10 protein-coding genes are annotated in these 25,215 nt (G+C 51.8%); 2 read left to right on the top strand and 8 right to left on the bottom strand.

Going from position 1 to position 25,215, the window contains the following annotated elements; all coding sequences use genetic code 11:
• Positions 1-156: 156 nt before the first annotated feature.
• Positions 157-648 (top strand): NADH-quinone oxidoreductase subunit C, encoded by a 492-nt coding sequence (locus ACYVJM_RS19985; RefSeq protein ID WP_461150000.1) that lies wholly within the window; start codon positions 157-159, stop codon positions 646-648.
• A gap of 77 nt (positions 649-725) precedes the next feature.
• Complete coding sequence (locus tag ACYVJM_RS19980) at positions 726-2,396, top strand: hypothetical protein (RefSeq protein ID WP_461149999.1); 1,671 nt, start codon at positions 726-728, stop codon at positions 2,394-2,396.
• Positions 2,397-2,400: 4 nt separating this feature from the next.
• On the opposite strand, the gene ACYVJM_RS19975 is transcribed toward ACYVJM_RS19980, so the two are convergent.
• The 8 genes from ACYVJM_RS19975 to ACYVJM_RS19940 all read right to left on the bottom strand — a co-directional run bounded on the left by ACYVJM_RS19975 (position 2,401) and on the right by ACYVJM_RS19940 (position 25,156).
• On the bottom strand, positions 2,401-3,852 hold the full coding sequence (locus ACYVJM_RS19975) for a SusD/RagB family nutrient-binding outer membrane lipoprotein (protein WP_461149998.1): 1,452 nt from the start codon (positions 3,850-3,852) through the stop codon (positions 2,401-2,403).
• Between the two features lies 1 nt (position 3,853).
• Complete coding sequence (locus tag ACYVJM_RS19970; RefSeq protein ID WP_461149997.1) at positions 3,854-7,033, bottom strand: SusC/RagA family TonB-linked outer membrane protein; 3,180 nt, start codon at positions 7,031-7,033, stop codon at positions 3,854-3,856.
• 272 nt (positions 7,034-7,305) lie between these two features.
• Positions 7,306-10,662, bottom strand: a complete 3,357-nt coding sequence (locus tag ACYVJM_RS19965) for a VCBS repeat-containing protein (RefSeq protein WP_461149996.1) — start codon at positions 10,660-10,662, stop codon at positions 7,306-7,308.
• Between the two features lie 158 nt (positions 10,663-10,820).
• Complete coding sequence (locus ACYVJM_RS19960; RefSeq protein ID WP_461149995.1) at positions 10,821-14,294, bottom strand: VCBS repeat-containing protein; 3,474 nt, start codon at positions 14,292-14,294, stop codon at positions 10,821-10,823.
• Positions 14,295-14,486: 192 nt separating this feature from the next.
• Positions 14,487-15,968 carry a RagB/SusD family nutrient uptake outer membrane protein gene (locus ACYVJM_RS19955; RefSeq protein WP_461149994.1) on the bottom strand — a complete coding sequence of 494 codons (1,482 nt, stop codon included), beginning with the start codon at positions 15,966-15,968 and terminating at the stop codon, positions 14,487-14,489.
• A gap of 128 nt (positions 15,969-16,096) precedes the next feature.
• Positions 16,097-19,228: a SusC/RagA family TonB-linked outer membrane protein gene (locus ACYVJM_RS19950; protein WP_461149993.1), complete on the bottom strand. Its 3,132-nt coding sequence runs from the start codon at positions 19,226-19,228 to the stop codon at positions 16,097-16,099.
• A 628-nt stretch (positions 19,229-19,856) separates the two neighbouring features.
• A complete protein-coding gene (locus ACYVJM_RS19945) occupies positions 19,857-23,303 on the bottom strand; it encodes a VCBS repeat-containing protein (RefSeq protein WP_461149992.1) in 3,447 nt (1,148 codons plus the stop codon).
• A gap of 263 nt (positions 23,304-23,566) precedes the next feature.
• Positions 23,567-25,156: a RagB/SusD family nutrient uptake outer membrane protein gene (locus ACYVJM_RS19940; RefSeq protein WP_461149991.1), complete on the bottom strand. Its 1,590-nt coding sequence runs from the start codon at positions 25,154-25,156 to the stop codon at positions 23,567-23,569.
• Positions 25,157-25,215 lie beyond the last annotated feature (59 nt).

The following is a 25,215-nucleotide window of genomic DNA, read 5'->3' as shown; positions in this document are numbered from 1 at the left end:
TTTTTTGTATCTTTCGATAAACAAACGAATACAGCAATGAGCCTTCAGGAGATCGCTTAGATTCTATCTGATTGAAGACGATACCATTCGTCTGTTAAATAGTATGACCACACGAATTGGGCCAGATAAAAACCCGTTTGCTTGCTAAGTTACTTAATGACTTTCTCCGAAATTTCCGACCTCCTCGCCACACAATTTGGCGCAGCTATCCAGCCCAACACCCAGAACCTACAACCTTATCTGACGGTTCCAGCAGAGCAACTGGTCGACATTTGCCAATTCCTTCGCAACGACGAGCGACTATTCTTCGACCTGCTGGCCTGCCTAACAGCCATCGACAACGGAGTGAGTGCCAACACCATGGAGGTAATTTATAACCTCACTTCCATCCCTTACGAACACAACCTGATGATAAAGGTCGTTGTGCCGCGTAACATGAACGGGGCAGCGCTGCCATCCGTACCGAGCCTCGCCCACGTCTGGCGCACCGCCGACTGGCACGAGCGCGAAGCCTTCGATCTTGTGGGGATTCACTTCGCCGGCCACCCCGATCTGCGCCGGATTTTGCTCCCTACCGATTGGGTCGGACATCCCCTTCGTACCGATTACCAGGAAGAGGAACAGTACCATGGCATAAAAACGAAATAAGCCGTCGACATTTTGAGTTGATTGTTGACTGTTTCTGAATTTCGTTTGTTATTGCTTTGTCTGTATTCCTGAAACCCATGAAAAATCGTTCCCGGCTCCTCCGCGCCGTAGTGTATACCGTTCTTTGTCTAGCCCCTTTTCTGAGTCAGGCACAAACGGATTCAGTCATTGTAACGGGTCGTATTCGTAACCTGACGGCCCGCCTTTATCGGGAGTCGCCCACGGTTCTGGTTAGTCGTAACAATATCCTGCAAGCCAGTCGTGAGCTGGTTCGTCCGGCTCCACTCAACATAGATGGTACGTTTCGGGTATCTATGCCGCTTGTATACGCGCAGGAAGAAATGTACTTTAACTACGGCCGCATATCAACGGCTTTTCTGGCCGCACCCGGTACACTCAGCATCGACCTCGATGCCGACTCCCTCTTCACAGCCGCCGTTCCCTTCCGCTTTGGGGGTGTCAACGCACAGGTCAATAGCCAGTTTGCCCGTTACAAAGCCTTTGAAGCAACCTATGCCGATAAGCCGGATGGCAAGAAGCTAAGCAAACAGATCAGCGATCAAACCGTTACGTCAGCCTTTGGCATACTGTCGGCGGCTTACCGAGCGCCCTTCACCGCCTTTGCGAAGCGGGAAAAGGCGTTCCCGCTGGTGACCCGCTGGATCACGTCCAGCAGTCGATACAACGCAGCCGCCTTCCTGTACGAAAAGGCAACTTACGAAAATGAAAAAATTCCAACTGCCCTGACCGACTCCCTGCGGCCCGCCAACGACCAGTTGCTGACGGCGTCGCGGGCGTCGGCTATGAACCGGTTTGCCAATTACATTACCCAGCGGGTGTCTACCGAGTCGGCGAATGGGCGTACCAATGGTTTGACGGTTCGTATGCTTTCTACTTTGCTCGAACGATACGGCAAGAATCTCACGGCCGACGAGCGCATCCGGCTCCATGATTACGCCATAAAAAACTCCGCCCGTGCCGCCGACCTGCGTTTTTTTGATGGCCTCGTCAAACGCAGCCCCGATACACTACAACGCCTGGTTAGCTACGAATCCCTGATCGAGCGCAGCCGTTCGCAGGTCGACAGTTCGTCTCTGCATTACCTGACCGCTTATTGGCTGGCCACGTCGCTGCCAGCCATGACACTTAATTTTGCCCTGCTGCTCTACGACTACGGCCGGCCGCAGATAAAAGAAACGGCCTTGGGTCAATCGCTCGATGAGTTGTATCGGCTGGAAGTGAAAGACAGCACACGCATTCGGGCAGCCACGCAGGTATTGAAAAAATCAGGGACAATAGCCCAGGGATTAGAAATAGCTCCCGGTGTGTTTATAACGAAATCAGAACGCAATGGTGGTCAGGTATTGATCGACCAGGTCATTGCCGCCAATCGCGGGAAAGTCATTTATGTTCTGCTCTTCTCCCCTTCCGACGAAGCCGGACGGCAGGTAGCCCTCGACGCCCAGCGTCTGCGGAGCGCCTACAGCCCGCGCGACTTCGCGCTGATTTACATACCCATGCCGAGTTCCGACATGGATTTGTTTCCGGAACAGGCCACCCGCTACAACCTTTACGGTGATCACTTGCTGTTAACCGAAACGCAGCTAATGGATGCTGTAGAACGATTCAGGCCCGATAATGAAACCTCGGCAACCATCCTCAACCGAACGGGTAAGATCATAAAACGAAACGCGCCCTTACCGGGCGCATTCGAAGAAGCCAGAGCCTTAATCAATAAAAACCTGTAGCGGTCTACTTGGCCCACCAGAGTTTGGTTTGCATAGTGTTGGCCCCACCCATAGCGGTGAGGGCGGCTTTAAAATTGGCGTTATTGAGGTTTTCTTCCGACGATGGGTAAGGCAGTCGGGTGGGAATTACGCCCCCGTTGTAGTTGACTTTAGGTACTACCAGCGCCGGAACGCCCGTTCGCCGGTATTCCGTCCATGCTTCAACGCCCTGCCCGAACAGCGCAATCCATTTCTGTTCCAGCACCTGTGTTAGCCCCGCATCACCGGCTTTAAGCGCATTTTTGGTGAGGTAATCGGCGGGAAGTGTCAGCTTGTAATACGCCATGGACGCTTTGATGCCCTCTTCGTAAGCTTTGGCAGCATCACCGGCGGCCGTTACACCCTTCAGAGCAGCTTCGGCCTTGATGAAGTTCAGCTCGGCATAGCTCATGATCACGCCCGGTGTGGTTTCCTGCACAAAGAAATCACCGATTTTTGACGTACTGGTGAAGCCCAGCGCCCCGGCATCGGAGTTGGGGAGTCCGTTGGGAACGCCTTTGTACAGGCCCGTAGCCACCGCTTTGTTAGCGTAAACGCCCAAACGCGGATCGCCCAACGCAACGAGTTTGTCAACCAGGGTGGCACTTATCCGATGATCATCGCGGGTGCGCCGGTTCTCGTTGGTGGGGTTGTTGTTCGGACGAGACAGGTATACCAGTTGCGCGACATCTGTATTCGAGGTCATAACGGGGTATTTTGTCGGGTCGCTCAGAATGCGTGTCATTTCGGCTTTTGGGTCAATGGACAGACCCGTTTTACCCACCATTCGGTTCAGCAACCGCAGACTTAGCGAATTGGCCAGCTTTTTCCATTTGGTCATATCGCCCGCGAATAGAATGTCGGCGTCTTTATCGACCGTTTTGGTGCTGATCAGGTCACTGGCGGTTTTCAGGTCGTTTACCAATCCGATATACACATCTTTCTGAGCATCGAATTTTGGGGCAACAATGCCGCTGGTGGTGCCTTTGAGCGCTTCGGAGTAGGGAATATCGCCGTACACATCCGTCAGGTTGCCGAATACCCAGGCGCGCATGATCAGCCCTATCGCCTGAAGATTTTCGTTGTTGGCCGTTTTGCCCAGCTCATAGATCTTCTGAAAATCGGCCAGGGCTTCGTTATACAGGTAACGCCAGGGTAAATCCTGTAAATCGCTGGTATAGCTAAACTGGTCGATTTCGGTGTACTGAATCCGGGCCGTGTGCTGCGCCCAGCCGTTACCCGCGTCCAGCCCCAGCGAAACCGTACTCGATGGACCGATGATGTTGCTCACCGCCGAATAGATCCCGTGGGGCATCAGCCGTTCGGCCGGTACGCTGGTCGGGTCATTTGGGTTGACGTTGGTTTCGTTGAACTTGTTTTCGCAGCCGCTCAACGTCAGCAGCGAAAGCGTAAAAGAGAGAAGAAATATCTTTTTCATATTAAAGTCCGAAGTTGAGGTTGAAGCCCATGCTGCGAGCCGATGGCGTATTGCCGTTTTCGAAGCCCTGTACGTTACCATCGCCATAGTAGCTGGTTTCGGGGTCGATGTGCGGAATATTTTTATAGAGCAGCGCCAGATTCCGTCCTACCAAAGCAAACGTTGCACTGCGGAAGGGCGTCTTGCCCAGCCACCGCTGCGGAAGGGCAAACCCTAATCGTACCTCGCGCAGTTTTACATAACTCGCATCGAAAATGTAATTCTCGTTGACGTTGCGGTTGTAAAAATTGTGGTAGTAATCATCCGCCGATGCCACCGCCGTTGTGTTGGGCGCATACGAGAAGCTGCCATCAGCGTTCGCCGTTTCAACAACGCCTTTCCCAACGATATTGCCCTCGCGACCGGGCAGCGTTTCGGCCAGCACACCCGTATACCGGCCAATGTTGATGCCCTGCGAGAACACATTACCGCCGTAGCGTACATCGATCAGCGAACTGAGCGACACCCATTTGTAGGAGAATGTGTTCTGAAAACCACCCGTCCATTTCGGCATGATGTTTCCAACCACTTTCCGGTCCGATGCCATGATGGGGTACCCCTGGCTGTTGAAGATCAGGTTGCCGCTCGGGTCGCGCCGGTAATACGTACCGTAGAAATTACCGTAAGGATCGCCCGGCCGGGCTTCCAGAATCACGTTGCGCAGTAGCGATCCGGTATTGATCTGGTAGGTCGACAGGCCACCCAAATCAACCACTTCCGAGCGGTTCCGGGCGAAGTTTATCCCCACGTCCCAGCGGAAGCCGCCCGCATTCTTGACCGGTGCCCCGGACAACTCGATCTCGAAGCCGCTGTTCCGAATCTGACCGGCGTTGATAACCGAGTTATAATAGCCCGAACTTTGTGCTACGTTAGCCTGTAAAATCTGGTTTTTTGTGTTTTTGTCATAATACGTAAACTCGAAGTTCAGCGCGTTTCGGAACAGCCGGGTCTCAACGCCAAACTCAATGGCCGTTGTCAGTTCCGGCTTCAGGTTCTTGTTATAGATCAGGTTATTTTCCGAGAAGGTCGTGGTATTCCCCCAGGCCGTTTCGCTCGAATATACCTGCGTCAGGTTATACGGATCGGTGTCGTTACCCACCTGCGCAAAGCCGCCCCGCAGCTTGGCGTAGGTCAACACGTTGGAAGAGAGTCCCAGCATATCCGTTACAATGGCGCTGGCCGATACAGACGGGTAAAAATAGCTCCGGTTACCGGCGGGCAGGGTGCTCGACCAGTCATTGCGGGCCGTGAGGTCGACAAACAGGTAGTCCCGGAACGACAGCGACGCCGACCCATACAAGCTGTTCACCCGCTTGTCCGTAATTCGGTTGTAGACCGTCGGGCGCGATTTTGCATTGCCGATGTTGTACAGGTTGGGAATCGTCAACTCCGACGCGTACATGTAATCGCGCTGGGTGTAGTTCCGGCGCGTGTTGCCGCCCACCGAAGCGACGATGTGAAACTCGTTGAACCGTTTGTCGGCGGTCAGCAGGAAGTCGCTGTTGGTTTCACTGACATAAACGATGTCTTCGGCATAGCTGCCGTTAGGTACGCCAACGTTTTTGGCCTGTTTGGTGGTGCGCCGGTCATTCGAGAAATCGGTTCCGGTACGGCCCGTCAGCGTCAGCCAGTCGGTCAGTTTGTAGGTAGCGGTGATGTTGCCAATCAGGCGATCTTTATCGTTGGCGTATTTCAGGTACTTCAGCGCATAGGCCGGATTGTTCCAGTAGTTCAGGTTCCAGTTCCGCTGTACGGGCCACTGGCTCGGGTCGGTGTCGGGCTGGACCGGATTGGCCTTAAGGTCTTCCAGATCGACCTGACGACCGAACCAGATCCAGTAGAGGTTCAGGTTCTGCCGGTTATCGGAGCCGTCTTTCACGTAGTTGATGCTGGTACGGACGGTGAATTTCGGTGTAAAATTCCAGCCGGCATTGAATGATAGATTCTGCCGTTTATAGTTCGTATTGGGCAGCATCCCTTTCTGGTAGAGATTGGTATAACCCAGTCGAAAATCGCCTTTCTCGTTGCCGCCGGTCAGCGCAATGCTGTTCGTTGTGGTAACGCCTGTATCGTAAAAGTTCTTGACATTATCGGGCCGGGCAATCCAGGGTGTGGCCGTACGTTTGCCATCGGCCCCAATGGGTGAGTTGTATTGCGGAATCAGCCGACCGTCCAGTTTTGGCCCCCAGCTTTCATCGACGCCGTCATTAACGCCCCCGCCCATGCCATCGACGTACGAAAACTGGCCTTTCAGGCCCTGCCCGTATTCGTTCTGGAAATCGGGCAGCCGCAGCGGGTTCTCGAAGGTCGTGTTGGTGTTGACCGTTACGCCCACGTTTTTACTGGCCGATCCTCGTTTGGTGGTAATCAGAATAACCCCGTTGGCCGCCCGCGAACCGTAGAGCGCAGCGGCATTGGCCCCTTTCAACACCGAAATATTGTCAATATCATCGGGGTTGATGGACGATGCGCCGTTTCCATAATCCGTTGTTACGTTATTGACGTTTCCGCCCGTGCTGCCCGGTGTTACGTTGTAGCTGCCATTATCAATCGGAATCCCGTCGACCACAAACAGCGGCTGGTTGTTGCCGCCAATGGAGTTGGCCCCGCGAATCAGAATTCGCGACGATGCGCCGGGCAGCCCATTCGTAGCGGTAACCTGAATACCCGCAATTTTTCCGGATAGCGCATTGACCAGATTCGTTGGACGCGCCTGCGTGAGTTCGTTTCCCTTCAACTCCTGAAGACTATACCCGAGCGCTTTTTTATCCCGCGAAATGCCGAGTGCCGTCACGACCACTTCGCTCAGTTGCGACGCATCTTCAGCCAGCGAAATCACCACTTCGGTCTGGTTACCGATTGCTATTTCCTGAGCCACAAAACCAATGTAGGAAACAGCCAGGGTGGCATTGGGTTGTGCGTTGATTGAAAAGCTACCCTCCGCATCCGTTACCGCCCCAACCGACGATCCTTTTACCAGAACATTGGCACCGGGAAGGCCTTTCCCATCGGTTTTCGATAGAATTTTCCCGGTAATCGTGCGGCCCGGACTCTGCGCCCAACCCGAGAGCGTGGCGAGTAACCAAAAGGCCGCTATCAGGCCGAAGTAGCGCCTTAATTCATCTGCTAAAACGTGTTTCATAAGTTGCTGCGTTACATAGAAAGCCAATAGAACTACTATAACTATTCTATAAAACTACGCAACAACCAACTGCAATTAATGAGTTAAGTAATATTATATTCCAATTTTATCAATAAATACAAACTAATATTACGTTAATTATATTTTAATCAATAGACTGTTATCCTTGCTTATTTGACAAAAAATAAGTCGGTAGAGACGCATCATCACAGGCGTCTCTACCGACTTTTACTGGTTATAACGTTATTAGTTACTGCTTACTAGAGAGTCTACTACAGCGGTTTGAATACCTGCATTCCAGCATCATTCCGCGTAACAAGGATTCGAACGCTCTGCCCCGAACGCACCGGACGAATATCCCGGATTTCACCGTTGAGCAGGAAACCGGAATCAACGGGCGACAGCGCAGCAAAGTTTCCTTTGCCATCATTCCGCAGCACCAGCCCGTAACCGGCGTCGTATCGCCCCTGGTAGGTACTGACGCCGTAGAAGTTTCCACCGCCCAGTATGTCCAGATCACCATCCCGATCGATGTCGATGGCCTGTAGCGCAAACAACTTCGACACTTGTGCCATCATGGGCAGTTCATGCACGACAAACTGTGCCCCTCCGTCCTTACCGCCTTTGTTCTCCAGATAGATGGATGCGAACTGATTGACCGTAAACTCTTCGGCCCCTTTCAGCTCATCGTCTTTCAACACATCTTCCAGCGGCTTCCCGGCGAAGGAGACATAGTCAGTAAATCGTTTGTTGATGATGCTTGGCATTTGTTTGCCCAGTTCGTCTTTGAAGGCGAGCGGATACCAGTCATCCCCGCGATTGTAGGCGATGATCTGCTCCACGCTCTGGTTATTGTCCACGTCCTTCACCAGCATCCGCAACTGCGAATCGGGCGTTTTGCGGAACTTGGTGTTGGTGCCGATGTTTCCGGCTACGAGATCAATATCGCCGTCCCGGTCAAAATCGGCCGCAATGACGCGCTGGTAGAACCCATTGAGCGGAGTTTGGGCAATGGATTTCATCTCCGAGAATTTCCCTTTCTCGTTAGCGAAAATGCGGATCGGCATCCAGTCGCCCGCTACGATGAGGTCCTGGTCTTTGTCGCCGTCATAATCGGCCCAGACGGCGTCGGTAACCATGCCGACATTTCGGAGTCCCGGTGCCAATTTGTTGATCTGGTCGGTAAATGTGCCTTTGCCGTTGTTGATCAGCAGATACGAATTAGGTGATTTGCCGTAACCAAAACCCACCACGCGTCCACCCACAAACAAGTCCAGGTCGCCGTCGTTGTCCACGTCGAAAGGCCGAACGCAGCTTTTGTTGTCGTACATGGCGGGCAGTGCATTGGGCGAACGGGTAAAGCTCCCTTTGCCATCGTTCAGGTAGAGCCGGTCGAACTGCTCCGGCATCTTGTTGTAGAACTCGTTACCTCCCGACACGACGTACAAATCCAGGTCTTTGTCGCCGTCGGCATCGAAGAAAACAGCATCAACATCTTCATAAGTCGAGTCTTTCTTAAAAGCCGGTTGTACCGATGGGGTAAACGTTCCGTTCGCTTGCTGCACGAGTAAGCTCCCGGCCTGCCACTTGGCGCCACCGGCATACAGATCGTCGAGCCCGTCGCCGTTTACGTCACCAACGGCCAGGTGCGGCCCCTCGGTCGACACTTTGAAGGGCATCAGCGACTCCCGCACAAAATCGAAATACTCTTTATTCTCCTTGTGTTGATACGGGATCGAGTCGGTGGTCGATACATCCGCAAACAGGGGCTGAATAGGCGGATTGGTATAAACGAATCCGGCGCCATTGAGCCGGGCATCTGCCTGTTTCAGAGTTATCGACTGATTGGTTTTGACGTTGGTACGCACTTCCATCTGCTGATTCGGCCAGATAACGATCAGCGAATCAATGCTGGCCCGCTTGCCCAAGCCAAACAACAACTCCGGCGCCACCGACGACTCGAAGCCCCGCGTTGGCATCAGTTGCTGCATCATCAAACTGTCTTTGCCGTACCTCAGAATTACCTTCGCCCCCACTCCAAAGTTGTTGGGCGAATCGCCTTTTAGCTTAATGGATAAGTGGGTATTGTCCGGAAACAAAGTTGTGGCCTCATTGCGGTACAAACTGGCCGGATCGTTGATGTTGTTGGTAATGAGGTCCAGATCGCCGTCGTTATCGAGGTCGGCATAGGCGGAACCGTTCGAGTAATTGGGCAGCTCAAAACCCCAGGCCGATGATTTATCCTCGAACCGCAGCGAGGGGGTTCCCCGGTACAGATAGTTGTGTACTTTGCCCTCGGGCATAAGTTTGGTGGCCCGCTCATCGAGCGATTTCGATGTTTCCATGGCATAGCGCAGGGAGTCATCTGCCGCAAATTTCACATATTCAAGGTTATTTGGCCGACGAACAATGCCGTTCGTAATGAACAGGTCTTTAATGCCATCGTTGTCGTAGTCGGCCAGCAACGGCGACCAGCTCCAGTCGGTGGCGGCTACCCCCGACATGGCCCCGATGTCCATGAATTTCTTCCCCGAAAGACTCAGCTGAAGGCAGTTCCGGCTGTACTGGTTCATGTAACCGTACGCCAGTTTGTAGGTGTAAATATCCAGCGGGTCTTCGCCCAGCGACGATTTCTCGACCGTTTCATCTTCGGGATACATGTCGAGCGTAACGACATCGGCAAAACCGTCGTTGTTCACATCCCCAATGTCGTTCCCCATCGAGAAGCGGCTGGTGTGCTGAAAGGCCTTTTTTACACTCTCGGTAAAGGTCCCGTCGTGGTTATTGACGTAATAGTAATCGTCTTCGTGAAAATCGTTGGAGACGTAAATATCTTCCCAGCCATCGTTGTTCAGATCGGCGACCGAGATGCCGAGTCCGTAGCCCATGGCCGCCCCGAAAATACCCGCCCGCTCACTTACGTTCTGAAACCGGGAAATTTTTCCGACGGGCGCTTTCCCGGCTTTGGTAACCGTCTGGTTTTCGTACAGGTAATCGCCCGATTCGTTGTTGCGTAAATTCCGGGCCGACACACGGTCGTAGCTGCGGGAGGTGTGAATGGCGTGATTAAGCAGGTAACAATCCAGATCGCCGTCGTGGTCGTAATCGAAAAAAGCAGCCTGGGTTGAAAAACCCGTGAAATCAAGCCCGTAATCGGCGGCTTTTTCGGTAAAAGTATTGTCGCCGTTATTAATATACAACTCGTTGGAGCCTTCCTGCCCCCGGAAGTTACCCACGGCGCAAACGTAAATATCGAGCAGACCATCGCCGTTTACATCGGCCATTGTGGAGCCCGTTTGCCAGTCAGCAAACCCTTCGACACCCGCTTTGGCGGTTATGTCTTCAAACTTGAAATTTCCTTTATTCAGGTACAGCTTGTTCTTCCCCTGATTGGATACGAAGTACAGATCGGTGAGGCCATCGTTGTTGATATCGCCCGCCGAAACGCCCCCGCCATTGTAGAAATACAGGTAATCCAGAATATTCAGTTTTTCGGTGGGCACCAGTTTGTTCACAAAGCCAACGCCCGTCTTGGTTGAATCAAGCGATTCGAAGAGGGGTTTTTCCGATTTGAAGGAGTTACAGCCCGCCAACGCCAGTGCGCAGGCAAAAAGAAAAATGCGGTTCATAGTATTAGGAGTGAGGAGCGAGGAGCGAGGAGGGCTAACCGGCATGTTATGCCGCCAGATGGCTCCTTGCTGCTAACCCCTTTTATATTCATTTATCAATAATTAGAAGAGCAACTAGCGCGATGAGCGAAGTAAACCGGATGGCTTCCCACTCCTAACTACTTAAAAAAAAACACTTGTGCCTTGTCGTTATTTTTAGCCAGAATGAGCTGGCCCTGCTTTAATTGAGCCATGTGCCGAACCTGTCCGCGGACGAAGAAGCCGGATACCGATGGGTTGACGAATTCGTACCGGATCGTGCCGTTGGCCGCTTTTCCCCTGTTATGAAGGGTAACGCCGTAACTCGCGTCGTAGCGTCCGATTTCGGGGAGTACATCCAGAAAATTACCGGTCAGCAGCAAATCGGTACGCCCGTCGTGGTCGTAATCCGTGAAAAGAGCCCCACACACGGGCGAGAACTGAGCTTCGGCCGGTAAAGGCTGCAGCATCAGGTTCCCTTTGCCGTCGTTCAGCAAGATAACCGTTGTTCCCATAAACGACTGTTTCACAACCGCCTGCTTCAATTGATCTTCGTCCAGCACATCGGTGATTTTCTTGCCCGCGTAATCGATATATTTGACGTATTTCTTCTTGATCGTCGGCATGGCTTTTTGCAGTTCCTGCTTCAGTACCATCGGATACAGTTCGCCCGTTTCGTCGGCACAGTTAATGATCTGCTCGACGGTGCCGTTGTGATCGAAGTCGCCGGTGTACAGTTCGGCGGGGATTGTCTGACTGGCTTTGATGCGGGAATTTGTGCCCAGGTTGCCAATCACCAGATCCAGATCGCCATCGCCATCGGCGTCACCGGCGGTGATGCAGTTCCACCAGCCATTCGTTTTCAGAACGTCGCCCTGGGCGTTTTTAATGGCAAATTCTGGGTTCTGGTTCAGTTTGCCGCGCTTATTTTCAAATACACGCACGGGGCCCCAATCGCTTACCACCACCAGCTCGGGATATGAATCTCCGTTAAGGTCGGCCCAGGTAGCATCGGTTACCATGCCCAGTTGCTCCACGTCGGCCAGCGATCGTTTGGTGTAGTTTTTGAAATTGCCGGTACCATCATTGGACAGCAGGTAACTGGCCGGATCGCGACCGTACTGGCCCGGAATCATTCGGGAGCCGACGAACAGATCGATGTCCCCGTCGCGGTCGAAATCGGCGGCCGCTACGCAGGAGCCATTGGCTTTCAGGTTGGGCAATGCCGTTTCTGAGCGGACGAAGTTGCCTTTGCCATCGTTGAGGTAAAAACGATCCAGCAGTTCGTCGGTTTCTTCGCCAAATTCGTTGCTTCCCGACACGACGTACAGATCGAGGTCTTTGTCGCCATCGGCATCGAACAGGACGGCGTCGACGGCTTCGTAGGCTGTATCCTGCCGCACGGCAGCCGGTGTTTTGTCGACAAATCGACCGGCAGGTTGCTGCACGAACAGGTGGGCTGAGTGCCCGCTGGCACTGCCAAAAAACACATCATCCAGCCCGTCGCCGTTCACGTCGCCAGTTGCCAGCGCCGGACCCTGGGTCGATAGCTGCTGCTTGAGTAAGGCATCCCGGTTGTAGTCGACAAAAGCACTTTCCTGATGCAGGTAGGTTAGCCCCGAAGCGGCTGTATTGTCCTGAAAAGAGGGCGACTGACTATCGATAGTGGGTTTCCAGCGCTGTACGGCATCCTGCTGCCGAAGTGTGAGCAGGTGGTTGGCTTTCGGCTTTTGCAACGTCTGCATTTTATCGTCCGGCCAGATGACAACCAGCGAATCAATTTTAGGGCTGGTGCCTAATCCAAAGAGCAGGTTCAGGTCGACCGATGATTCAAAGCCCCGGTTCGGCATTTGCTGAAGCAACTGCGTCTGGCCGGGCTGGTATAAAAACACACGAGCCCCAATGGCATTGCGGTTCATACCAGTGCCTTCGAGCTTTATTTTCAGAAAGTTGGTATTGTTCTTCTCGACGGATTGGTTCTGGTAAATGGCCACCGGCGCATTCATGTTGTTGACAATCAAATCCAGATCGCCATCATTATCCAGATCGCCGTACGCGGCTCCGTTGGAGAAATCGGGCTCCGACAGCCCCCAGTCGAACGCTTTGTTGGTAAACTGTAAATTTCCTTCGTTGCGGAAGGCGTAGTTCGGCACCCCTTCCGACGGCGCTTTGTCCAGAAACTCTTTGAAGTTAAATGCCCGCTGCCGGGCAATCTGCTCCATATTCTCACGGTCGGCGAGGAAGTTAACGAAGTCCTGATCGGTAACGTCTTTGGCAATACCGTTGGCCACGAATATGTCTTTCTGACCGTCGTTGTCCATGTCGAACAGCAGAGCACCCCAGCTCCAGTCGGTGGCCTGAACCCCGGCAAAGCGGGCAATGTCGCTGAAAACGGGCAGGCCGCCATTTCCCGGCTGATTACCCTGATTCAGGTGCAGCATGTTCTGCATGAACTGGTAATGAAAATCCCGGCCCACTTTAATCTGCTCCAGGTCGTGGCTTTCGTAGCTGGATGTACGCTTCAGCCGCCGATCGTTGCCGGGCAGCATATCGGTAATGAAAATATCGAGTCGACCGTCGTTATTCACATCGGCCACATCGGCACCCATCGACGACAGACTTGTATGCGGCATCGACTCTTTGATCGACTCGCGGAATGTGCCGTCGTGGTTATTGATATAGAGGTAATCGCGTTCGTAGAAATCGTTGGAAATGTAAATATCCAGCCAGTTATCATTGTTGACATCGCCAATGGTAATGCCCAGCCCAAAACCAATCAAACTCCCGTAAATCCCAGCCTCCTCCGACACATCCACAAACAATGTCTTGGCTCCCTTTTCGGACTGCTGACTCCTTTTCTTCTTACCACCGCCGGATGGCTCCTCACCTCTCGCTCCTCGCTCCTCACTCCTATTTTCAAATAACTTATGTCCCCCCAGCGAATCGCGTTGCGAGCGTAAATTGGCGTATTGCAGTTTCCCAACGGGCATGAAGCTGTTATTGAGCAGGTACATGTCCAGATCGCCATCGCGGTCGTAGTCGAAGAAGGCGGCATGGGTCGAATAGCCCCGGTCGTCGAGACCATATTCGGCGGCCCGCTCGGTAAAGGTGGGGATACCGCTGGCGTCGTTACCATTGTTGATGAAGAGTTCATTGGCCCGGTCGTCGCCATCGCGGTTACCGGCATTACAGATGTAAATATCCAACCGACCGTCGCCGTTTACATCGGCAAAGGTGGCCCCGGTGCTCCAGGCCCGTTTTCCAGCCACACCGGCTTTGGCGGTAACGTCTTCGAACTGGATTCCGGTTTGTTCTGCACCCGCTTTGTTGGTCGTTGTCCGGTTCAGGTACAGTTTATTATCGCCCATATTGGCGATCAGGAGCACGTCCGACAATCCGTCGTTGTTCACATCGCCGATTGCGACCCCTCCGCCATTATAAAAATTTCGATAGTTAAAGACGTTAAAGTCTTTGTCGTCGGTAATGGTATTGCTGAAATTAACGTGAGTTTCTTCGGCGGGTAATTTTCGGAACAGGGGGTCTGCCGGTTGTTGCTGTTCAGAGCGGCAACCGACAAGCAGGCCTGTTGCCAGTACTAGTAAACTGATGCGCATTAGCACAGGTAAGTGAAGTATAAGGAAGTTATCGTTAAGACAAGTTATCGTTCAGGAAATCGCGACTACAAAGATAACTAATTGGAGAAGTTCTTACACGGCATAGATATGATTAATAGGCTTTTAATCAGTCAGAAATGAAAACGAGCAGACCCAGATGAGCCTGCTCGTTTTCATTCCTCATAAGGACAATTAGTAACCAGGATTCTGCTTCAGGTTCGGGTTCAGCGACAGCTGGTCCTTTGGAATCGGGAACAGTTGACGGAACGCCTGCGAAGCAGGTTTGAAGCGCCATGCCTTGGTGAACTGTCCGAAACGGATCAGATCCTGACGGCGGTGTTGCTCCCACGCCAGTTCACGACCACGCTCAGCCAGAATTTCGTCCAGTGTCAGGGTAGCGCTGGTATAATCCGGCATACCGGCCCGCTTACGAACAATATTGAAATCGGGTAACGCAGCGCCCACATTGCCTAAACGGAAGTTCGCTTCACCACGCATCATGTACACATCAGCTAAGCGGTATACGACGAAATCGTTGTCCTGATCGGTAAATGAGTTGTTCTTCTGGATTTCGTATTTCTGGCTGCGAGCACCGGCCAAACGACCATTGGCACCGGCATCGAACGTGAACGACTCGATTTCGGGACGGAATACCATGTCCAGGGCGTCATCTTTCAGAGGTTTACCGGCAGCATCAAATTGCTGACCAACGATCCACTGCTTCTTCCGAACATCCTTATCATCGAACGAGTTGTAGAACTCCGTTACCGTTGCCCAGCCGTTCCAGGGAGCGGTACCGATGTTGTAGGTCAACTGGTTCAGGTAGTGAAGCGTTTTCATCTGCACGTTCATCCCGCCCCGTTTTGATTTATCAAAAGGAGTGGCCAGAATCGTTTCCTGAGAGTTCTGATTCTGGGTAGAGAAGTTACTGAGATAGTCTCCGGAAATCTGGAATTTACCCGACGAAATAATGTTCGTGCAGCGCGTGATGGCATCGGCCCAACGGGGGGTACCCGTGTACACCTGTGCATTCAGGTACATTTTAGCCAGAATCATATCGACTACGTACTTGTTCATCCGGCCATAATACGAACCACCCGATACATCGCTCAGGGTTGGGTAGACCGCCAGCAGTTCTTTTTCGACCCAGGCGAATACATCGGCCCGTGCGCTTTGCTTCGGTGTAGCAGCGCCAACGGCGTCAGAAATAATGACGTTACCAAACAGGTCCATGGCCTGATAATGGAAAAATGCCCGCAGAGCCCGCAACTCAGCTTTGGTGTTGGCATCCGTAACGGTACCTAACTGCTGGTTGATACTGGTGATGTTGTTGTAACACCAATTCCAGGGGCCGTTGAACTGACCGTTGTCGGTAATGGGATCCCAGGTGTGCTGGTACAGGCGTTTCCAGTTATCACCATCTTTCCAGTCACCACCGCGGGTTGGCACGATCTGCTCGTCCGTGGTTGTGTTCAGGTTGGACATGTTTCCGTAATAATCACCCAGTCCATTGTACAGCGGACCGATCAGCGCAGCCGCCTGCGCAGGTGTGCTACCGAAGGTGCTGCTGGTTGGAATAACGTCGTAGGTTGTCTCGGTCAAATCCGTACAGGACTGGCCTGCGAGCATCAGCGCCGAGCAGCCCAGAAGCAATTTTATATTTATTTGTTTCATATAAGTTTTTGATAGTTAACTAGTTACAGCGTCAGTATACGAATAGGTACTAACGATGAGTCTACGCAAACAGATTTAATAGACTGGCCATTTCTTTTGCCTAACAGCCAGTCTATTAACGGATTGATTTAGAAAGTCAGGTTAACGCCTAACTGGAACGTGCGTGTTTTTGGGTAAACAACGTTACCATAACCACCCCCATCCATACCAACTGAGTTAGGCGCCTGCTGAAGCTGACCGTTATTCTGCAAGTCAGCTTTAACCTGTAGTTCAGGATCGATGCCTTTGTATTTGGTGATGATGAACAGGTTGTTACCACCGGCATAAATCCGGGCGTTCGTGATGTACTTGCTGGCTGGCAGAGGAATGTTATAGCCGATCTGCCAGTTATCGAAACGAACAAATGAACCGCTTTCCAGCCAGTTGGTCGACAATACGTTTACGCCGTAGTTTTTAGGATAGTCCGTTACGCCTTTCAGCATGTTGGTTTCCAGAATCGAACCCGGAATGAGCAGGTTGGACCGGATGGCGTTCAGGATCGTATTCCCGAACGTACCGCGCAACTGGAAGTACACGTCGAATCCTTTGTAACGGAAGGTGTTGATAAACGAAGCGTTCAGGAACGGCTGCGGGTTACCCTGCTTGAGTGGGTTTCCGGCAGCAACAGCCGCAGCGGCATCGGCTTTCGACACGTCCGTTACCGGTGTATCGCCCGAGGCAGCTTTCAGCAGGGGCTGGCCATCAGCCGAGTAAGCACCCGTGAAGGTAGGCACGTTGTTGAACTCGCCCAGCGACTGACCGGGTGTCAGGTAAGATGCAAACACGTCGGACAGACCACGACCGTTGAACGCATTGAAACGAACCTGTCCATTGCTGAACTGATCATTCGACAGCGAAACGATTGTGTTTTTGTTATAGGCACCTACAACCCGTGAATTCCAGGAGAAATTACCCTTCTGGATAACATCACCGCCGAAAGACAATTCAAATCCGCTGTTACGCATCGAGCCTACGTTGGCCAGGATGGTGTTGGTAAAATAGGTAACACCATCTGCCGGTACCGAGTAGGGGTACAGCATGTCTTTGGTCAGCTTGTTGTAGTATTCAACCGTACCCGAGAACCGGCCACCCAGCAACTGGAAGTCCAGACCGATGTTCGAGGTGGTCAGTACTTCCCACTTCAGGTTCGGGTTAGCATTCTGGGTGATACCATAGCCTGGCAGGAAGTCGCCCAGCGTACCGTCGTAGTAGGTACCTTTCTGGCCATACAACTGAATGGAGTTGTAGGCCGCGATACCTTCCGAGTTACCCGTTTGTCCCCAACCGGCACGCAGTTTCAGGAAGTTAAGTGTGTTGCCCTTTGGGAAGAACGACTCGTTGGTGATGGTCCAGCCTGCGCCCACCGATGGGAATACCCCCCACTTGTTATTGGAACCGAATTTAGAACTACCATCCCGGCGAATCGTAGCGGTTACGTTGTATTTATCGTTCAGATTCAACGCAGCCCGTCCGAAGAAGGAGATCAGCTTCGAGTTGTTGCGGTAAGACGTAGCATAGTTGTTACCGGGGTTCACCAGCGTACCCGAACCTAGGCCCAGGTTGCTATAGTTGATATCACTGGTCACGAAACCCGAGTTAGCGGCACCAAAACCATCGTTGTCGAAGTTCTGATACGAATAGCCTCCCAACAATGAGTAGTTGCTGTTCTGATTGCCAAACCCTTTGGTGTAGTTAGCCGTTAATTCCAGCAATTTCGTATTCGACTCGTAGAAGTTCCGGCTAGCCCGGCCATTATTGGCGGCATACGCTTTAATGGCGGGGTTGGTGTAGAAGTTATTGACGGTATTATCCCGCTGTATCTGACCGTTAACGCCCACCGTCAAGCCGTCCAGAATCTCGTAACGGAGGTTCATACCACCCTGTAGGTAACGCTGTACGCCGTTGTTGATGACATTTTCCAGCATAGCCACCGGGTTGAAGAGGTCAAAGCTACCACCTACTTCATAATAGGAACCATTGGCGTTGCGTACAGGCAAGGTTGGCAGGAACGTAACGGCACGACCGATGATACCACTGTCATACTTCTTATTGGTTTCTGAGTACGACAGGTTGTACTGAACGTTCAGGCGGTTGTCGAATGCCTTCTGGTCGAGGTTGATACGACCCGTTAAACGATCCAGACCCGTTTTCTTGATGATACCGTTCTGGTTGATGTAGTTGAGCGACCCCCGGTAGCTGAACGTTGGCGAACCACCTGCAATCGACAGATCGTGGTTGTTGACGGTACCAAGCTGCGTAACTTCTTTTGTCCAGTCGGTATTGTAGTTTCCATCCGGAAAACGCTGTTTATCATTCAGGGACGCAGCGCCTTTGATTTGAGAAACGGCATCCCGATACCCTTGCGCGTCCAGCATTTCATACCGGCGGGAAATGGTCGATACACCCACGTAGTTATTGAAGGCAACCGTTGTCCGACCCGACTTACCACGCTTGGTGGTGATGAGGATAACGCCGTTAGCCGCCCGTGAGCCATAAATAGCGGCTGCTGAAGCGTCTTTCAGTACGTCCATTGACTCGATGTCGGAAGGAGAGATGGTGTTGATAGGTACACCAATCATACCATCAACTACATATAGTGGGTCCGAACCACCCGCCAGCGAGGTATACCCACGCAAACGAACGGTTGGCTGCTGGTTGGGGTCGCCCGAAGGAGCCGTAATAACCAGACCCGCTACTTTACCCTGAATGGCTTGCAGTGGGTTAGGGTTAACACCTGCGTTAAAATCTTTTGCTGATACCTGCACCACAGAACCAGTCAGGTCTTTCCGTTTAGCCGTACCATACCCAACCACAACAACTTCGTCGAGTGCTTTGGTATCGTCCGATAATTTCACATCAACCGTCGAGCGGTTGCCAACAACTACTTCCTGCGAAGTATACCCAATGAAGCTCAACACAATCGTTGCGTTGTCTGGCACGTTAGCCAGCGAATACTTTCCGTCAGCATCGGTGTTGGTACCGCGCTGCGTGCCTTTGAGCTGTACGCTTACACCTGGCAGCGATGCGCCTGCCGGATCAGTCACTTTACCCGTTATGGTACGGCCCTGTGCCCATGCTGCCGAGTTGCTCAACAGCAGTACCATTACCAGCATCGACAGAAAGCTAACCAACGCCTTCCGTTTGACTGACTGGGGTTGGTGTTCACCAACCTGACCTACGTTGCCACCGAAGCGGTTCATTTTGTAGGAGTTGTTCATCATAGGTTTTTTGAAAAAATGAATGGATTGTGATTCCTGATTCAGGAGAAGCCTATTCTATAAACACTGTTTAGTTAGTAGTATAAACTCGGGAACATTAAATGCATTTGTCATCCCATTTCTATCAACTTGACTAGAAATTATAGAACTAATCCTTAATCAATCTGCGAATTACATCATGTTAATACGGAAATACAAATCTGAGTAATCAATATTGGCTCAGGCGACGTTAATATTGAGTCATAAATAATGTTAAAAATTATAAAATAAACAGGATTATGCTTATATTGAATATCCTTTATATTATTGACTAACAATAGCGAACATATATTTTAATAAATTTTATTTTGTGTTTTTCTACGAATATGCACCCTCTGTTATTTTAAGTATTTTCACCAATTTTTTTTTCAGGGTTTTCCTAACGCAGACTCACTATATATGTACTTATCCATTATGAATCTAAATAGGAGCAAATGTATACCAAAATTCATTTTTCAGTAAAACGCCGTAGCGGTCAGTTTTAGACTGATACTCAACGTGTAAACGTACTATTTTACTATGCAAAAACAATAGTTACACCTGCTCCTAACGGGCGTACAGTGGAACAGAATATCACCTAAATGAATCAGTTTTAATTTCTTTTTATGGGTATAAAAACCTGCGCTTTGTCATTATTCTTCGCCAGTACGATTAGTTGCTTCCCGCTCGTACTACGGCCAGTCTCCATCCGGCGCACCTGCCCGCGGACGAAAAAGCCCGTCTCAGACGGTTTTGTCGCGGCAAAGTTTCCCTTCCCATCACCGGTTAACAGCAAGCCGTAATTGGCGTCATAACGCCCTACTTCGGTCAAGACATCGAAGAAGTTACCGGCCAGCAGAATGTCCTGTTTACCATCGCCATTGTAGTCATTGGTGAGAATGGCGTGGATCGGCGAGGTTTGTGCCTGCACGGGTAACGCCTTTCGGCTGAAGTTTCCTTTACCGTCGTTGATCAGTATCGATGTTTCGGCCGTTTGTACTGTTCTGACGGTCATTCCCTGCCGTTGCTGGGCGGAGAAAATATCTTCGAAACCCGCTTTGGCGTAGTCGACATGCTTAAGGTATTTGGTTTTGATGGATGGTATCCGTTTCTGTAAGTCCGGTTTTTGCACCATCACACATTCGCGGGTTTCCAGGGTTCCGTCGCGGCCGTCGGTGGTTGGTCGGAAACAGGTAATAATTTGATCGTAAGACCCATTCTGATCGAAGTCATTGCTGTACAGATGAGCGGGTTCTTTTACGGATGCAACCATGCGACTGTTTAGGCCCAGGTTACCCGCTACGAAATCTATATCGCCATCATTGTCCAGATCGGCCGCCTGTATGGTATTCCACCAGCCGCCCGAGTTGGTCAGGGTTTCGTTCGTAAGTTGTTCGAACCCTTTTCCCCGTTTATTCCTGAGGACGGTAATGGGCATCCAATCGCCCACCAATACCAGATCAGGATAGCGATCATTATCAATATCCGCCCAAACGGCATCCGTGACCATGCCAATACTGCCCGAAAAAGGCATGAGTTCTTTGGTCGCCTTACGGAAATTGCCTTTGCCATCGTTCACCAACAGCAGTTGATCCGGGTTTTGACCGTATCGACCGGGATTCATGCGTGCGCCCACAAACAGGTCCTGATCACCGTCGAGGTCAAAATCGGCAGCGACCACGCAGGAGTTACTGGCTAATGTGCGCGGCAGGGTTCTATCCCAGGTAAGGTTCCCTTTTCCGTCATTCCGATATAAACGGTCAGCCGTATACGTCGAGTCAGCAAATTCATTTCCGCCCGTGGCTACGTATAAATCCAGATCTTTATCACCATCGGCATCGAAGAAGGTAGCGGCCACATCTTCTGTGTAAATGGCATCCAGTAAAAAGGGCTGTTTTTGCAGATTGAACGTTCCATCCGCTTGCTGAACGTATAAAGACCGGGGCATATCTACGGCTCCACCCAGGAATACATCATCGAGCCCGTCGCCATTGACATCGCCAACAGCCATGGCAGGCCCTTCGCGCGACAACATCTGCTTTAGAAGTCCATCGCGGTCATAATCGACAAACTCGTTCTCCTTGTGTACGTAGTTCAGCTTCGACGATTCTGTTACATCCTGAAACAGCCGTTTCTGTGTCGTGGCCGGTACGTTGAACAGCGCCCTTTGGTCGGCATTTTTGTAAGCCAGCAACAGGGTCGTATTGCCTTTAGGCTGCCGGATGAGTTGTTTTTTATCATCCGGCCAGATAACCACCAGTGAGTCAATGGCAGGACTTTTATCCAGCCCAAACACCATCGTCAGATCGACCGACGATTCGAAGCCCCGGTTGGGCATCTGTTGCAAAAACTGCGTTTGTGGCTTACCATCGGGGCTTTTCTGGTACACGTACACCTTGGCCCCAATGGCGTTCCGGTTATATCCGTACCCGTCGAGTTTTACCCGGAGAAAGTTCTTGTGGTTCTTCTCGACCGATGTATTGGCAAAGATCGACACAGGCGAATCGTTGTTGTTGACAACCAGGTCCAGGTCGCCGTCATTATCCAGATCACCATAAGCCGATCCGTTGGAAAACGATGGTTCGCCGAGTCCCCACTCGGCAGCTTTGTTTTCATACTTCATCCCGTCGCCCTCATTCCGGAAGGCATAATTGGGCAACGGACGCGACCCCATTTTATCGACGTATTCTTTGTAGTCAAATTTCTTGGTGCCTTCGATCATGGGCTGTAGATCGGGGTTACTGGCCAGAAATGCCATATAATCCTGATCGGTCAGGTCTTTCAAGATACCATTGGCCACGAAAATATCCTTCCGTCCGTCCATATCCATATCGAACAGTAAGGCCCCCCAGCTCCAATCGGTAGCCGATGTACCCGCCATCCGTCCGATTTCCGAGAATGTCCCGTCGCCGTTGTTCAGGTGCAGCATATTGCGGGAATCCTGGTAAAAAAAGTCACGGGATTCCTTCAGCTTACCCAGCTCATAACTCTCGAAAGCGGTAGTGGTTTTGAGCCGGTAATCGTCATCGGGCAGCATGTCTGTCACGAAAATATCGAGATTTCCGTCGTTATTCACATCGGCAATATCGGCGCCCATAGAGGCCAGACTAATATGGCCCATCTCATTCTCGATATCTTCCTTAAACGTGCCGTCTTTTTGGTTGATGTAGAGGTAATCGCGTTCGTAGAAATCGTTGGAGATATAAATGTCCAGCCAGTTATCATTGTTGACATCACCAATGGTGATACCCAGCCCAAAGCCAATCAAACTCCCGTAAATCCCAGCCTCCTCCGACACATCCACAAACACCGGCCCAGAAGCCCCTTCCCCGGCAAGCTGACTCCTTTTCTTCTTACTACCACCGGATGGCCCCTCACTTCTCGCTCCTAACTCCTCGCTCCTATTCCTAAACAACTTATGCCCCCCCAGCCGATCCCGCGTTTCGCGCGTATTGGCGTACCCCAGCCGATCCATTGGCGTAAAACTGTTGTTGAGCAGATACATGTCCAGATCGCCGTCACGGTCATAGTCAAAAAAAGCCGCGTGCGTCGAAAAACCACCATCCCACAGACCATATTCCTTCGCTTTTTCGACAAAGACGGGAACCCCATTTTTGACGCCCTCATTGATGTACAGCTGATTGCCCCGTTCATCGCGACTACCCGAATTGCAGACATAAATATCGAGTAAACCGTCGCCGTTCACATCGGCAAAGGTGACACCCGTCGACCAGAACTTCTTGCCAATGATACCCGCCTGCTTCGTCATGTCGGTGAACTTCATGCCCCCTTTGTTCAGATAGAGTTTGTTTTCCTCAAAATTGGAGGTCAGGAACAGATCGGGCAGGCCATCGTTATTCACATCGCCAATGGCCACGCCCCCGCCGTTGTAGAAGTTGCGGTAGTTGAAAATATTGAAGTTCTTCTTATCCAGACTCCGGTTCACAAAATCGACCCCTGTCTCTTCGGCTGTCAGCTTCACGAACAGCGGGTCCGGTTGTTGGTGGCAGGCGATCAGGGCAAAAAGGGTGATGATGAGCAGAATGAGTTTGTTGATCATGGGTATTGAACGAGGAGCATCTACCCCACCCCCGGCCCCTCCCCTTGAAAAAAGGGAGGGGAGCTAAACGGCCACCTTCTCTCATTAACATTGGCCGTTTGTTCTCGACCAGCCACTGAAAACGACGGAAAAGCCACTTACTCTCAGCCCCTCCCCTTTTTTCAAGGGGAGGGATTGGGGTGGGGTAAAACATCCCATTAGGAAAGCAAACAGCAGCCCACAATAAGGCTGCTGTTTGACAATACATTTAACAACTAACCAGATTAATAGCCTGGATTTTGTGGTTGCAGATTCGGGTTACTGTCGATAGCCTGCTGTGGGAATGGGAACAGTACAGCCGTAGCAGGCGAGGTCGTTGGGCGCTGATCGACGGGATTTAGGAATGTACCAAAGCGAATCTCGTCACTCCGGCGCCAGCCTTCCCAGTACAACTCACGACCACGCTCAGCCAATACCGCAGGCAGGTCAACTGTTGCTGCCGTCGAAGCCCCGCGCGTTGTCCGGAGGTTATTGACGATCGCAGCCGCTGTTTGGCTTTGTGGATCGGTTCCTCCGCGTAGAATGGCTTCCGCTTTCATAAGCAGCACGTCCGCATAGCGCAAAAAGACGTAGTCGTTGGTTGGGTTGTTGTACGTTAGCGGGTTAGGCAGGTATTTAACCACCCGGATACCCTGCACTTCGTTCGCCAGCCCAAGGTTAACCTGTGGCGTGAACACCAGCGGATTACCACTGCGGTCTTTCAGCGCGACAGGACCGGCGGGACCGGTAGGACCATATTGCTGACCAACCTGAAAACCGGCCGTAATACCCGTTTTGGGTGTTAAATCGGAAGGCTGCGCACCGCGACGTTCATCCGTTGCCTCGAAGCTGTTGTAGAAATCAGCCAGTGTCGTGAAGCCGTTCCAGGCACCAATGTACTGGTTGTAGTGCTCCGTCATGAAATAACGGTTCTGCACACTGCCCGGCTGCGCCGTTGAGGTGTTCTGAATAGTAAAGATCAACTCTTTTGACCGCTGGTCGTTATCCCAGTGAAAGCTGTCGTAATAGCTGCCTCGTGCCGTCAGCGCAAATTTGCCGGAAGCAATCACCTGATTGGCGAAGTATACGGCTGAATCCATATCGGTCTTAACAAACGTAAATGGGCCTGCCGGCGTCGTTGGTGTTTGGTTATACACCGCCCGGTTCAGATACACTTTCGCCAGCATGGCCGCTGCCGCTTCCTTACTGGCTACGTTTGCCGTTGTTGGTGTAACAGATGGCAGCACATTGAAAGCAGCCCGTAAATCGCTGATGACAAAGTTGGTGGCCGCCTGCCGGCTCAACACCGCCGGATTGGCATCGGCCGCATCCGTCACCTGACGAACGGGTACCCGACCCCACAGGTCAACAATCTGCGAGGTAAAGAAACCGCGTAAGAATTGTGCCTGAGCGACCAACTGCGTATTGGAACCAGCCGCAAAAATGGCCTGCGAGGCCCGGAAAGCACCCGTATTCAGGTCATTCCATGCATTCAGAATTTCAACGTGCTGGGAGTCCCAGGTATGCTGGTGCAGCTTACGCCATACGCCGAAATCGTCCCAGTCAGTACCGCGGGTCGGACCCATCATTTCGTCGGATGGGTGTTCCTGCAGGGCGTACGCATGGCCCTGGTTAGTCGCAATGGGGTTAAGGGCCTGGTAAGCACCCTGCAGAGTAGCCACCGGGTCGAGCCGGATCGATCCCTGCGTAGCATCTGTTGATGAGAGCGACCCGAACACTTTATCGTCCAGGTTGGTACAACCATTGATGCCCACACTACCCACCAGCAGCGTAGCGGTCAATAGGCCAATAGTCTTATAATTAAATGAATTCATGTCGTTGAAAATTGTAAGTAGTCTGTTGTCTTCGGCCCGTGTTTACGCTCGAAACGGTG

The sequence above is a fragment of the Spirosoma pulveris genome, assembly GCF_054781875.1.
This window is presented reverse-complemented; position numbering and strand designations above follow the sequence as displayed.